General features: G+C 68.4%; 16 protein-coding genes. 11 read left to right on the top strand and 5 right to left on the bottom strand.

Going from position 1 to position 13,095, the window contains the following annotated elements; all coding sequences use genetic code 11:
• The first annotated feature begins 9 nt into the window (after positions 1-9).
• The 6 genes from ACYQ5L_RS34605 (at position 10) to ACYQ5L_RS34580 (ending at position 4,293) form a co-directional block, all read left to right on the top strand.
• On the top strand, positions 10-576 hold the full coding sequence (locus tag ACYQ5L_RS34605) for a MogA/MoaB family molybdenum cofactor biosynthesis protein (protein WP_379196870.1): 567 nt from the start codon (positions 10-12) through the stop codon (positions 574-576).
• Positions 573-788, top strand: a complete 216-nt coding sequence (locus tag ACYQ5L_RS34600; RefSeq protein WP_459962408.1) for a hypothetical protein — start codon at positions 573-575, stop codon at positions 786-788. The genes ACYQ5L_RS34605 and ACYQ5L_RS34600 overlap by 4 nt, the downstream gene beginning before the upstream one ends.
• Before the next feature lie 339 nt (positions 789-1,127).
• Positions 1,128-1,805: an MspA family porin gene (locus tag ACYQ5L_RS34595; protein ID WP_459962407.1), complete on the top strand. Its 678-nt coding sequence runs from the start codon at positions 1,128-1,130 to the stop codon at positions 1,803-1,805.
• 61 nt (positions 1,806-1,866) lie between these two features.
• Positions 1,867-2,541 carry an MspA family porin gene (locus tag ACYQ5L_RS34590; protein ID WP_459962406.1) on the top strand — a complete coding sequence of 225 codons (675 nt, stop codon included), beginning with the start codon at positions 1,867-1,869 and terminating at the stop codon, positions 2,539-2,541.
• A 338-nt stretch (positions 2,542-2,879) separates the two neighbouring features.
• Complete coding sequence (locus ACYQ5L_RS34585) at positions 2,880-3,560, top strand: MspA family porin (protein ID WP_459962405.1); 681 nt, start codon at positions 2,880-2,882, stop codon at positions 3,558-3,560.
• Between the two features lie 61 nt (positions 3,561-3,621).
• Complete coding sequence (locus ACYQ5L_RS34580; protein WP_459962404.1) at positions 3,622-4,293, top strand: MspA family porin; 672 nt, start codon at positions 3,622-3,624, stop codon at positions 4,291-4,293.
• A gap of 69 nt (positions 4,294-4,362) precedes the next feature.
• On the opposite strand, the gene mscL is transcribed toward ACYQ5L_RS34580, so the two are convergent.
• From mscL to ACYQ5L_RS34560, 4 genes are all read right to left on the bottom strand, one after another.
• Positions 4,363-4,770, bottom strand: a complete 408-nt coding sequence (mscL, locus tag ACYQ5L_RS34575) for a large conductance mechanosensitive channel protein MscL (protein WP_459962403.1) — start codon at positions 4,768-4,770, stop codon at positions 4,363-4,365.
• Between the two features lie 102 nt (positions 4,771-4,872).
• On the bottom strand, positions 4,873-5,532 hold the full coding sequence (locus tag ACYQ5L_RS34570; protein WP_459962402.1) for an SAF domain-containing protein: 660 nt from the start codon (positions 5,530-5,532) through the stop codon (positions 4,873-4,875).
• A 393-nt stretch (positions 5,533-5,925) separates the two neighbouring features.
• Entirely contained in the window at positions 5,926-6,219 is a 294-nt protein-coding gene (locus ACYQ5L_RS34565; RefSeq protein ID WP_459962401.1) for an FmdB family zinc ribbon protein, read from the bottom strand.
• A gap of 70 nt (positions 6,220-6,289) precedes the next feature.
• Positions 6,290-6,940 carry a 5-formyltetrahydrofolate cyclo-ligase gene (locus ACYQ5L_RS34560; RefSeq protein ID WP_459962400.1) on the bottom strand — a complete coding sequence of 217 codons (651 nt, stop codon included), beginning with the start codon at positions 6,938-6,940 and terminating at the stop codon, positions 6,290-6,292.
• Positions 6,941-7,154: 214 nt separating this feature from the next.
• On the opposite strand from ACYQ5L_RS34560, the gene ACYQ5L_RS34555 reads away from it, so the two are divergent.
• From ACYQ5L_RS34555 to sepX, 5 genes are all read left to right on the top strand, one after another.
• Positions 7,155-7,973 carry an MFS transporter gene (locus tag ACYQ5L_RS34555; protein ID WP_459962399.1) on the top strand — a complete coding sequence of 273 codons (819 nt, stop codon included), beginning with the start codon at positions 7,155-7,157 and terminating at the stop codon, positions 7,971-7,973.
• Positions 7,974-8,214: 241 nt separating this feature from the next.
• The gene (locus tag ACYQ5L_RS34550) at positions 8,215-9,168 is read left to right on the top strand and encodes a UTP--glucose-1-phosphate uridylyltransferase (protein ID WP_459962398.1); all 954 of its coding nucleotides are present in this window, start codon (positions 8,215-8,217) and stop codon (positions 9,166-9,168) included.
• Between the two features lie 51 nt (positions 9,169-9,219).
• Entirely contained in the window at positions 9,220-10,479 is a 1,260-nt protein-coding gene (gene glp / locus ACYQ5L_RS34545) for a molybdotransferase-like divisome protein Glp (RefSeq protein ID WP_459962397.1), read from the top strand.
• Between the two features lie 8 nt (positions 10,480-10,487).
• Entirely contained in the window at positions 10,488-11,138 is a 651-nt protein-coding gene (locus ACYQ5L_RS34540) for a GNAT family N-acetyltransferase (protein ID WP_459962395.1), read from the top strand.
• A gap of 211 nt (positions 11,139-11,349) precedes the next feature.
• Entirely contained in the window at positions 11,350-12,513 is a 1,164-nt protein-coding gene (gene sepX / locus ACYQ5L_RS34535) for a divisome protein SepX/GlpR (RefSeq protein WP_459962394.1), read from the top strand.
• Between the two features lie 58 nt (positions 12,514-12,571).
• Here sepX and ACYQ5L_RS34530 read toward each other — a convergent pair whose 3' ends face one another.
• The gene (locus tag ACYQ5L_RS34530; RefSeq protein ID WP_459962393.1) at positions 12,572-12,955 is read right to left on the bottom strand and encodes a hypothetical protein; all 384 of its coding nucleotides are present in this window, start codon (positions 12,953-12,955) and stop codon (positions 12,572-12,574) included.
• Positions 12,956-13,095: the final 140 nt, after the last annotated feature.

The following is a 13,095-nucleotide window of genomic DNA, read 5'->3' as shown; positions in this document are numbered from 1 at the left end:
CGGGTCCCGATGCCCGCGATCCGGGTTCGTCCGGACGGGGAGTGGGAGCTGTTGTCGGGCAAGGGCGCTACGGTGAGCACCATGGAAATCGATGCCGCTGTGGCGGGCCGTGCTCTTGTCGTTGTGGTCGACGACCGAACCGCCCATGGCGGGGTGGACTCGCTGGGCCCGCTGGTGACCGAACTACTGACCGAGGCCGGGTTCCTGGTGGACGCCTCGGTGTCGGTGTCGGCCGATGAGGTCGAGATCCGCAATGCCCTCAATACCGCCGTCATCGGCGGCGTGGACCTGGTCATCTCGGTCGGCGGCACCGGCATGTCGCCGCGCGATGTGACGCCCGAGGCCACCGAGGAGGTCCTGGACCGGGTGCTGCCGGGCATCAGCGAGGCGCTGCGCTCGTCGGGTCTGGCGTCCGGTTCGCTGGACGCGGGCCTGTCGCGCGGGCTGGCCGGTGTCTCCGGCAGCACGCTGGTGGTGAACCTGCCGGGTTCGCGCGCCGCCATCCGCGACGGCATGGCCACCCTCGGCCCGCTCGCGAGCCGGGTCATCGATGAGCTCTCCGGCCTGGCGGAATGACCGCCGAATCCGAGCAGCATCCCGATCAGCCCCGTCCGGCCGCGCGCCGGGCGGGGTCTCGTCGTCTCTCCGCCGCCGAGGCGGCGAAACTCGCGCGCATCTTCGGTGATGCGCTGCCTGCCACCACCTCCGACGAACGCACCCCCGAACCGGATTCGGGACAGTCCTCCGACGACTGGCTGCGTTCCCAGGTGCCTCCGCATCACGGCTGAGCCGTTCCCTTTTCCCGTGCCTTTCTGAGCACGCTCATTTTCGAGTCCGCTCACGACCGAAGCCATTTCGTTATCACTTTCCCCGGTCGTGGGCGTTAAACCGTTTCCCCGTAAAACATGGTGATTTCCGCATGTGCGCCCTGCTGTTGCCAAGCAATTGCTGATGTGGCTAAGGTCTCGATCGGGTCAACAAACCTACTAGTCCAAAGGGTTTGAGACGGCTGCTCGGGTATTGCGTGCAGGCAACTCGAGCGTTGCTCATTGGGGATTGGCCTTGTAGGTGACCCATCCAGCTTCGGTGGTCGGAGCTGGTCGGTAGACAACCTGATGAGGGAAAGAATGAGCGAGAACCGCACCAGCGGTATCCGTCGCGCCGGCCGCGTCGCGGTCTTCGGCGCAGCCGCTTCCGTGGCCGTGGGTCTGCTGTCGACCGGCGCCGCGAACGCCGACGCCTTCGTGCCGTTGCCGGACGGCCAGAAGACGAGCCCGGCGGGCGTCACCATCAGCCGCGTCGGCGAGCACGCCGTCATCTCGCCGTCGCTGGCCGCCAATGGCGCCGGTCGTACCGCGTGGGTGTCGGGCAAGGTCTTCGCCGACGTCACCAACACCCCCGAGGGTGAGGTCGGCCCCTGGAACGGCGCCACCAACGCCCCGGGCACCAACAACTCCTCCACCCACGGCGCGTCCCGCCTGACCACCGGCTACATCGTCGGCTGCCAGGTGTCCATCGCCGACGACGCCATCGGCGCCAAGGTCGGCGCCAGCGTCGATACGAGCGGCTTCGGCCTCAGCGGCGGCCTGAGCCTGAACCTTGGCCCCGGCCAGGTCAAGTTCGTCGCCATCCAGGGCAAGGACATCCTGAAGAACGGCACCTACGCGGTCGAATACCAGGACACGCCGATCGAGGTCAACGGCTGCGCGGGCTACGCGCAGGCGCGTGCGTACACCGTCGTCGAGATCATCGGCGACCACTACTCCAAGACCACCCTCTACGGGCAGCCGTTCAGCATCGGCTGACGTTTGGTCGCGACCAATTCAACTCTCGCGTAAGCGAATTCGACCCTAGAGGGAAATGCTCATGAACATTCGCAAGACTGCGGCCCGGGTCGCCGGCGCCGGCTTCGCGGCCACCGCCGCGCTGGGCCTGTTCTCCACCGGCGCGGCCAATGCCGACACCTTCGTCGCCCTGCCCGGCGGCGCGATCACCCAGACGCTCTCCGACGGCACCGTGGTGACGGTTCGCCTGGTCGGCGAGTCCGCCAACATCAACCCGTCGATGGGCTCCACCCCGCTGCACCGCAACGCCTGGGTTTCCGGCTCCGCGCAGGTGCAGATCTCCGGCAACAACAGCAGCGTCGGCGGCAAGATCCTGCCCGGCTATGTGGTGGGCTGCCAGGTCAATATTGCCGGCGGCGGCGCCGAGGGCGGCGTCGAGGGCGGCGGCGCCTGGGAAGGCAACAGCGCGCCGTCCGTCGGAGCCAGCACCGGCGGCGCTCTGACCCTCGGCCCGGGCCAGTCCAAGGCGTTCTACGTCCTGGACCTGGAGGCCGCGGACGACTACGGCAGCGAGGACCACTCGGCCAACAACAAGTTCAAGGGTTCGAACGGTTCGGTCACCTGGGCCGACGAGACCATCGGCCTGAACGGTTGCGGCGGATACGCCCAGGCGCGTGCGTTCGTGTCCGTGAAGGTCGAGACCGACAATGTCGTCGGCACGGTCACGCTCTGGGGTCAGCCCTTCAGCCTCGGCTGATTCGACTGCCTCCCGGCTGATTCGAGAACCGCTTCGGCGGATTCGTTCCAGCTCAGCGGATCTTCAAGGGGTCCGGTGCTTTAGCACCGGGCCCCTTTTGCTATTCATAGCCTTCTCGGCATAGCCGCGGGTAGTTGTAGATCCGTCCAACTTCTCTTCTCTCTCACGAGTCAAACGTCACACTTGTGATGTAAAGTGCCCACCGTCGCTACGTGAAAAGAATTCGTTAGCAGTAACACAGCGGCAACAATGTGGCGACAAACTTACCCGGGTTCCTCGAGAACCCATTTCAGCTCCGGTGGTCGGGGCTGACCGCAAGAAACCTGATGAGGGGAAGTATGAGCGAGAACCGCACCAACGGTCTGCGTTCCGGAGCCCGTTTTGCGGGTGTCGGCGCGGCCGCTGCCGTGGCCATCGGCCTGTTTTCGACTGGTGCTGCAAGTGCCGACACCTTCGTGCCGTTGCCGGACGGCCAGAAGGTGGCTCCCAGTGGGACCGTGACCATCACCCGTACCGGTGAGCACGCCATCGTGTCGCCGTCGCTGGCTGCCAATGGCGCCGGCCGTACCGTCTGGGTCAGCGGCAATGCCGTTGCCGACGTCGCCGAAACCCCCGAGGGTGAAGCCGGTCCCTGGAACGGCCCGAGCAATGCTCCGGGCACCAATAACTCCTCCACGCACGGCGTTTCGCGCCTGAGCACCGGTTACATCGTCGGCTGCCAGGTGTCCATCGCCGACGACGCCATCGGCGCCAAGGTCGGTGCGAGCATCGACACGGAGGGCTTCGGCCTCAGCGGTGGCCTGAGCCTGAACCTCGGCCCCGGCGACGTGAAGTGGGTTGAGGTCCAGGGCAAGGACATTCCGAAGGCGGGCGTCTACTCGGTCGAGTACATGGACGCCGAAATGGAAATCCAGGGTTGCGCGGGGTACGCCCAGGCACGGTCGTACACCGTCGTCGAGATCATCGGCGACAACTACTCCAAGACCACTCTCTACGGCATGCCGTTCAGCATTGGCTGACGTGGTCATACCCGCAAAAACTCTTCTCGCGCAAGCGAATTCAACCCCTGAGGGAACAAGAATGAACATCCGTAAGACCATGGCGCGGGTGGCCGGTGTCGGTGCCGTCGCTACCGCCGCTCTCGGCCTGTTTTCCGCCGGCGCCGCCAACGCCGACACCTTCGTGCCGCTGCCGGGCGGCGAGATCACCAAGACCCTGTCCGACGGCACCGTGGTGACGGTCAAGCTGGTCGGCGAATCGGCCCTCATCAGCCCGTCCATGGGTTCCACCCCGGTCCATCGCAACGCCTGGGTCTCCGGCTCCGCGCAGGTCGAGCTGTCCGGCACCAATGGCGAGGTGGGCGGCAAGATCCGCCCGGGTTACGTCGTGGGCTGCCAGGTCAACATCGACGGCGGCGGCGTGGACGGCGGCGTCTCCGCCAGCGGCAAGTGGGAAGGCGATGGCGGTAGCCTGGGCGCCTCCACCGGCGGCGCGCTGAGCCTCGGCCCCGGCCAGGCTGCCAAGTTCTACCTGCTCGACCGCGAGGTTGCCGATGACTACGGCAACGAGGACCACTCCGGTAAGAACACCTTCAAGGGCACCCACGGCTCGGTGACCTGGGCCGACTCCACCATCGGCCTGAGCGGCTGCGGCGGGTACGCGCAGGCGCGCGCCTTCGTCCAGGTGCAGGTCGAGACCGACAACATCATGAGCTGGGTGACCCTGTGGGGCGCCCCGTTCAGCCTCGGCTGATAGTCACGGCGTAAGACGAATGGGCCCGGCGCTTTTCGCGCCGGGCCCATTCGCTTTTTCTGTGGCGCTTCAGCTTTCGTGCTTTCCGCCGCCGCTGACATTGCCGCCCTCGGCGAGAAGATCTCGAATCTGGTGCAGCAGTTCGTTATCGGTGAGGGCGGTATCGGACTTGCCCCAGCGCTGCCTGGCGCGGTTGGCCGGAGCCACCAGGATGAAGTACAGCAGCGCCGCGATGATGACGAAGTTGAGCGCCGCGGTGATGATGGGCCCGATGGCGATGAAGGTCGCCGGTTTGTCGGCCACCAACTGGAAACCCAGACCGAGTTCGTCGGATCCGCCGAATACCGCGAGCAGCGGATTGATCACGCCCTCGCTGAAAGCGGTGACGATGGCGACGAACGCGGTACCGATGACCACGGCCACCGCTAGATCGACGACATTACCGCGGAGTAGAAAATCCTTGAAACCCTTGAGCATTGCCGGAAACTCCTCTGCGTGATAGCCGGTGGAGCCTGGGGTGCTGCGATAGAACTCGGGTAACTGCGAATATCGGCGATGCTAGTTCACCCCGCCCCCGCGTCAATGGAACACGACGGTCAGCGCGCTGCGCAGCGATGCCGCCGCCACCACGGTCGCATGCCGTGCATCCATGGCCACCAGCACCACCCGCTCACCCCGCCCCGCACTCTCCCGTCCCCGCGCCGCGCCATCCCCGGGCGCCAGCACGACGGCGGCATCCGAAACCAGCAATCGCGCCGCGCGGCCGCCATTCCCGCTCTCGTCGGACGCCACCACATCCACCCGATCCCCGGCCCGCAGCACATCCGCAACAGCATTGTCGGCCAACCGAATCGGAACAATCCGCCCATCCGCCGCCCCCGCGGCCACCGCCGCCAACCGCGGCCCCACCACCCGCAACTCGGTAACGATCTCCCCTTCGGCCACCGCCCCGCTCAATGTCGCACCCCGCAGCCGATCCGGCTCCCGAACGGCCCCGGCGGGCAGCGCATCCGTCTCCCGCAGCGCCCGCCGCAAATCCTCCTCCCCGATCACATGCCCCGGCGGCAACTCCCGCGCCGCCACCAACACCTCGCTCCGCTGCTCCCCGGGATCCCCCCGCACCGCGATAACGGCCGCGACCATCAATAACCCCACCGCCGAAACCCGCCGCGCCAGCACACTATCCACCCGCTCGAAGAACCCCGCACCCCCGAATTCCAACCGACGAAGTCGTTCCATGCCACGCACCCTACGACCACGCCAATGCCCTCAGCCGCCGCAATTCACGCAGCTGTGGACAACCGAACAGATGTGAAAATCCTCCCCGCCACGCTGGCAACCAGAGTCATTACGCCAGCACGTAGGTCGCAGGACGCGCCGTTCCCGGCCTGGGGTGGCTATGAGTTAAGGAGGTTCGGGAGCTCGGCCCCGCCCATCTCCTCGAACTTAGGAGGTTCGGGGGCCCGGCCGCGCTCAGCTCTTCGAACCAAGGAGGTTCCGGGGGCCCGGCCGCGCTCAGCTCTTCGAACTTAGGAAGTTCGGGGGCCCGGCCGCGCTCAGCTCTTCGAACCAAGGGGGTTCCGGGGGCTTGGCCCCCGCCCCCTCTTCTTTTCGCGCCGAAGGCGCGGGTGCTCAGGCTGCGGAGGTGCTGGAGGTGCTCGCCGTGGCGGCGGCGGGGGTCGAGGCGCTCGACGCGGAGTTCGCGCCATCCGAGGTGGACGGCTTGGCCGGCTCGGCGGAGGTGGACCCGTTGCGGCTGTCGGTGCGGTAGAACCCGCTGCCCTTGAAGACGATGCCGACCGAGTTGAAGAGCTTGCGCAGCTTGCCGCTGCACTGCGGGCACGTGGTCAGCGCGTCATCGGAGAAGGACTGCACGATGTCGAACTTGTTGTCGCACTCGGTGCACGCATACGAGTAAGTAGGCATCGGTTAACCTCCACAGTCTTCGTCGATTTAGCACTCTACAGCTGACAGTGCCAACACTGCCAATCGGGTGTCAATTCCCGGCGCGTTCGCCGAGCTCGAGCAACCCGCCACCGGGTGTCAGCGCCCACCCCATGCGATGGTCGTGCGCCTCTTCCGGCAAATGGTCGACCAGTTCATCGTCGCGCACCACGGCGATCAATCGCGCATCGGCCCGGCAGGCCGCCAGACTGCGGTCGTAATAGCCCGCCCCGCGCCCCAAACGCACCCCGCGCCGATCGACCGCCAGCGCCGGAACCAGAATCGCCTCGGCCTTCGCCATGGCATCCGGCACCGCCTCCCCATCGGGCTCCGACAATCCGAACCGCCCCCGCCGCAACCGCTCCGGCCCCAGATACTCCGCCCAGTCGAGCGGCCCCGGCTCCCCGGTCACCGGCAGCAGCACCCGCGCCCCGCCGGAGCGCAGCGCGTCCAGCATGGCCACCGACCCGGGCTCACTCCCCACCGGCACATACGCGCACACCCAGGCGGCGCCGATCTCCCCGGCGACCGCCGCCAGCGCGGTGGCCTCCCGCGCGCGCACCGCTGCGGGCACAGCCCGCCGCCGCGCCAGGATCTCCTCCCGCCACGCCTTCTTGTCCTTGCCGCCACCGACCACGCCCCAACGATAAGCGCCCGTCCGACCGCGCCCGCCGAACAGCGTGTCGAATGTGCGCCTCGCCATTCGCGTACCTCGCCATTCCGGCGTGCGCACCCGGTCATTCCGTCGTGCCCGTGGCCGGAATCCACCACATTGCCCGGAGATCCCCGCCACAAGCCCGCCGGGATCACGGGGCGACTCGTTCCGCTGACGGCTGGACCCGCGCCGGGCTGCCGGAGTGCCCCCGGCCGGGGTGCCAGGGTGTGCTCGGGGGTCGAGGCGGACCCGCATCACAGCGGTGAATCGCGGTGGGCTGTGGGAGGATTCGTGCGGTGATGACCTCGGCTGGCGGGCCGGTCCGGCTGCTGGGCGCGAATCGTGGATTCCGGCTGTTGTGGACCGCTCGGACGGTGTCGTTTCTGGGGGATTCGCTCAGCCTCGTGGCGCCGATTCCGTTCCGGCCGGGGCGGAGCCCGAGGCCGCCGGGGACGAGGCCGTTGCGTCGGCGGCCGGGCGGAAGTCGTCGCTGTGGGCCGAAACCCGGGCCGGGTTGCGCTACATCATGGCGGCTCCGGTGTTGCGCGCCGTCGGGCTCGGCTACTTCGCCATCGTGGCGTGCAACGGGATCGGCGATGTGGCGCTGGTGTTCCTGGCGAAGGACACCTTGCACGGCGGGGACTCGGCGGTCGGCCTGCTGCTTTCGGCGGTGGGGATCGGGCTGCTGATCGGCTGTGCGCTGCTGGGGCGGGCCGCGCGGCTGTGGTCCATGCCGGTGCTGCTCCTCGCGGGTTTCGCCGTCAGCAGCGCTGGCAACCTGCTCACCGGGCTGGCGTGGGCGGTGGCGGCGGCATTCGCGGTGCAGGCCACGCGCGGGCGGGGGATCGCCGCCATGGACGTGGCCGCCAATACGCTGATTCAGCGCTCGGTTCCGGCGCGGCTGCTCGGCCGGGTCTTCGGAAGTCTGTACGGCGCTATCGGTGTCGCGGCGGCGCTGTCGTATCTGGGCGGCGGTCTGCTGCTGGATCTCACCGATCCGCGCACGGCGCTGGTGGCGGCCGGCGCGGGCGGGTTGATCGCGACCGCGGCGACGGCGCTGGCGTTGCGGCGTTCCGGCTGATTGCGCAGGTTGTGGGGTTTTGCACGGTTTGCGGGCGGCACAAAGGGGATAACAACCAGAGTGTGGCGCTTTGCACTATTGATGCGGTTGCCGCGGGTGCGCACCCGCTTCAGGGGTGCGAAGTTGCCCGCTACCGTGCCGTTCGATGCGCTCACAACGGGCGCGCCGCTTAGGCTTCCTGGGAACTCGGAGCGGCGCTGACGGACGCTCCGGTGCGTAAACGGATGGATAGGGTGAGTTCATGACAGCTAACGGCGGCGGAGCCGAGTCGTGCTTCCGCACCGCGGTGGTGCCCGCGGCGGGGCTCGGCACGAGGTTCCTGCCCGCGACCAAGACGGTGCCCAAGGAGCTGCTACCGGTGGTCGACACCCCGGGCATCGAATTGGTCGCCGCCGAGGCCGCGGAGTCCGGCGCCAATCGGCTGGTGATCGTGACCTCGCCCGGAAAAGACGGCGTGGTCGCGCATTTCGTCGAGGACCTGGTGCTGGAGAGCACTCTGGCCGAGCGCGGCAAGTTCCATCTGCTGGAGAAGGTGCGCAAGGCCCCGGCCCTGCTGGACGTGACCTCGGTGGTGCAGGAGGAACCGCTCGGGCTGGGTCATGCGGTGGCACAGGCGGAGTCGGCGCTGGATCCCGACGAGGACGCCATCGCGGTGCTGCTGCCCGACGATCTGGTGCTGCCCAGCGGCGTGCTCGGCGTCATGGCCAAGGTGCGCGCCAATTACGGCGGTTCCGTGCTGTGCGCCATCGACGTGCCGAAGGAGCAGGTCAGCGCGTACGGCGTCTTCGATGTGGAGGTGCCCGAGGGCGCGCCCGCGGACGTGCTGAAGGTCAATGGGATGGTGGAGAAGCCGGCCCTGGCCGATGCGCCGTCCACCTATGCCGCGGCCGGCCGCTACCTGCTCGATCGCGCCATCTTCGACGCGCTGCGCCGGATCACCCCGGGCGCGGGCGGGGAACTGCAGTTGACCGACGCCATTGCCCTGCTGATCGCGGAGGGCCATCCGGTGCACGTGGTGGTGCATCGTGGGTCGCGACACGATCTGGGCAATCCGGGCGGTTATCTTCGTGCTGCGGTCGATTTCGCTTTGGAACGAGAGGAATACGGTCCGGCCCTGCGCGAGTGGCTCGAGCAGCGGCTGAGTCCGGGCTGGCAGAGTCACTGGACCGATCCGCAGCTGCCCTCTTGCGAATAACGAAGTGCGCCGTGTCGAGGTGTGCAGTGTGCGAGATCAGGGAAGGGCGGCATGCGCTCGGTTGAGGATCAGCAGATCAAGGTGACCGCGGCGGCCGTCGCGCCGCGGCCGGTGCGGGTGGCCATTTCGGAGGCCCAGGGACTGCTGTGTGCCGAGGATGTGGTGACCGAGCAGCCGCTGCCCGGTTTCGATCAGGCGGCCATCGACGGCTATGCGGTGCGCAGTGTGGACGTGGCCGGCGCGGGCGCGGACATCCGCGACGAGGACGGCAATGCGGTCGATCTGTCGCTGCCGGTGGTGGGCGAGGTGGCGGCCGGTTCCCGGCAGCCGATCCGCCTGCAGCCGCGTCAGACGGTCCGGGTGGACACCGGCGCGCCGCTGCCCACGCTCGCGGATGCCGTGCTGCCGCTGGACTTCACCGATGGCGGCCGGGCCCGGGTCAAGGTCTACGAGCCGGTGCGCTCCGGCGATTACGTGCGCCGCATCGGCGATGACGTGCAGCCGGGTGATCTGGCGGTGCGCGCGGGCACCATTATCGGCCCGGCGCAGGTGGGCCTGCTGGCCGCGGTGGGCCGGGACAAGGTGCTGGTGCATCCGCGGCCGCGGCTGTCGGTGCTGTCGGTGGGCGGCGAACTGGTCGATATCGACCGCACGCCCGGTCCGGGCCAGGTCTACGACGTGAACTCCTACGCGCTGGCCGCCGCCGCGCGCGACGCGGGCGCCGACGTGAATCGCGTCGGCATTGTCAGCGGCGATCCCAAGCGGCTGCGAGATGTGGTGGAGGGCCAGCTGGTTCGCTCCGAGGTCGTGGTGATCGCGGGCGCGGTCGGCGGCTGGGCGTCGGAGCAGATCCGGGAGGCCCTGGAGGGCCTGGGCGAGCTGGAGATCACCCGGGTGGCCATGCATCCGGGTTCGGTGCAGGGTTTCGGCCTGCTCGGCCGCGATGAGGTGCCGACCTTCCTGCTGCCGTCGAATCCGGTTGGCGCGCTGGTGGTCTTCGAGGTGATGGTGCGGCCGCTCATTCGCATCGCGCTGGGCCGCCGCCATCCCATGCGGAGGGTGGTGCGGGCGCGCACGATTCTGCCCATCGCCTCGATTCCGGGCCGCCGCGGCTATTTGCGCGCCCAGCTCATGCGGGACGAGCAGACCGGCGACTATCTGGTGCAGCCGCTGGGCGGGCCGAACGGCGCGTCCTCGCATCTGCTGGCCACCATGGCCGAGGCCAACAGCCTCATCGTGATCGATCCGGATGTCACCGAGGTGCGCACCGGTGACGAGGTGCGGGTCGCCTTCCTCGCGCAGCGCGGGTAGGCATGGACATGAACGTCTTCCGGGCCGGCCAGCATCCGGGGTGGCCCGCGCATCTGGGCCCGGTGCGGGTGGGCGCGGGCCAGGTAACCTTGCGCCCCATCAGATTGCGGGACGCGGCGGCGTGGAGCCGGATCCGCACCCGGGATCGGGACTACCTCGAGCAGTGGGAGCCGACCGGCCGCGGGGCCTGGGAGGCGCGCAATCATGCCGGGAACTGGCCGTCGCTGTGGTCGAGCCTGAAGGCGGAGGCCCGCCGGGGCGCGATGATTCCGCTGGTGATCGAGGTCGACGGTAATTTCGGCGGGCAGCTCACGGTGGGCAATATCGTGCGCGGCGCGCTGCGGTCGGCGTGGATCGGTTACTGGGTGGCCCGGGATCTGAGCGGTCAGGGTGTGGCGACGGCGGCGCTGGCGCTGGGGCTGGACCATTGTTTCGGCGAGGTGGGCCTGCATCGGGTGGAGGCCACGGTGCGCCCGGAAAACCTTGCCAGCCAGGCGGTCCTGCGCAATGTCGGTTTCCGTGAGGAAGGGCTGCTGCGCCGCTACCTGGATGTGGACAACGCCTGGCGGGATCATCTGCTGGTGGCCATGACGGTGGAGGAAGTCTCGGGCACTGTGGTGGACAGGTTGATTCGCTCCGGCCGTGCCGCCAAGGCTTGACACACCCCAATAACAATCCGCCCGGTATGTAAATCGTGTGACTACTGTGGCAGGTGTTGACGGCGCGCCTGCGGGTTATTCCTGAGGCATCGAATTAACCTACGCACGTCCGTGGTGTGCCTACAACACGTGAAGTTTGCAGTTGGAAGCCCGCGAACAAGATGCGTGGTCGACGAGCCGGCATGCTGGCGGGGACGGAGGTGTGAGCACGATGCCGAATTCGATCTTGTGGATCGGGTTGGTCGTGCTCTGGGTGTTCGTCTTGTTCCCGATGCTGGCCGACCGGCATCCTCGTATTCGTCAGCACACCGAGGCCGCGCTGAGCACCAGGGTGTTGCACCGCGGGGATGCCAAGCGACGCACCAGAAAAGGTCCGGCCACCGGACACGACACCGACCCGGACTACGTGCCGGTTCGCAGGAAGCATCACCACGATGATCCGGAGGATCGGATGACCAGATCGGACGACAGCCGCACAGCTGAATCGGACGACGAGGATTTCGACACCGCCCGCGAACGTGATACGGAGAGCAGCGCTTCCGCGACCGCGGACGCCGAGGTGAGCGCCGCGGCCGCCGGGGAGCCGGAAGCCGCGGTGGAGACCGAGCCGGAGACCGCCGAACTCGACGATGATGCGGACGACAGCGAATCCGAGTCCGAGACAGCCGAATCCGACCGGGAGGCGCAGCAGCGGGCGGACGATCTCGCCGAGGAGCCGGAGTTCGCCGACGAACTCGAGGAGCCGGAGGAACCCCGCAGGTCCGAAGCGCCGCTGCGGGCCCGCATTCCCGCTGTGCGCGACCGGGACTCCGACGCGGACGAGCGCGACGAGCGCGCGGCCCGGGACGACCTCGACGAATCCGAGGAGGACGACGAGGATTTCGTGCCGACCCGGCGCGGCCGCGGCGGCTACGACCCGGAGGCCGATGCCATTGCCCGCGCGGCCCGCTACACCTTCCGCCAGCGTGCCGTCCTGGGCCTGGTGCTGAGCACCGTGGCCTTCGGCGCGGGCGGGTTCCTGCTCTCGGCCGGATTATGGTGGCTGTGCGCGCTTTCCGGCGTCGTACTGGTCGCCTATCTGGCCTATCTGCGCCGCCAGGTGCAGCTGGAGGAGGACATCCGCCGCCGTCGCGCCGAGCGCCTGTCCCGCCGCCGCAAGCGGCAGGCCGAGGACGAGGAGCAGGCGCGCCGGGCTCCGGAGCGCCCGACCTTCGACCGGGAGACCGCGCGCACCCAGCTGCGCCGGGCCGTCCTGGTCGAACCCGATGACGAGGATCCCTCCTTCGAGCATCTGGAACTGTTCGACGCCGCGACCGCGCGCGCGGCCCGGACCCGGGCCTCGGGTGGCCGGGAACGCCGCGCGGTGGGTGAATAACCGCCGACACGAGCACGGGCGCCCGATCGAATCGGGCGCCCGTTTCGTTTGCGGCGACCTACCAGTGCTGGGCGATCAGCACCTGTGCCCCCGGATCGACGGGGCTGGCGGGATTGAGGACGACGATGGCGGATTGCCCGCCGTGCGCCGCGGCCTCCGCGATGATCTGCTGATCGCTGGCGTAGGTGCTGCCGTCGGGCAGCGCGAGCTGTGATTCCGGATCCATTTCCACGCGATGCCCGGTCGGCGGGACCAGGGCGTCGATGGCCCCGGGGACGGGGCTGTTGGCGAGGGCGGCGGTCTCGGCCGGATTCAGGATGAGGCCGATGCCATTGTCGGTGCTGACGGGCGCGACGGCGGCCGCGGCGCCCGCACCGAGGGTGAGGGCGGCGACCAGGCCGAGAGCTCCGGTGGCGGCGACTGCGAGGGGATGGATGCGCATGAGGTGCTCGCTTTCTCGGAGGGGATGGAACGAGCCGGCTGTGCATCAGTTTGCATAGCTAATTGCTATTGAAGGAAGGGCTTGTATCCGCAATCACGAATTGCGGAACAAGTGAGGCGGATCGCAATCGCAGCGGCCGA

Source organism: Nocardia sp. IFM 10818 (assembly GCF_054655275.1).
This window is presented reverse-complemented; position numbering and strand designations above follow the sequence as displayed.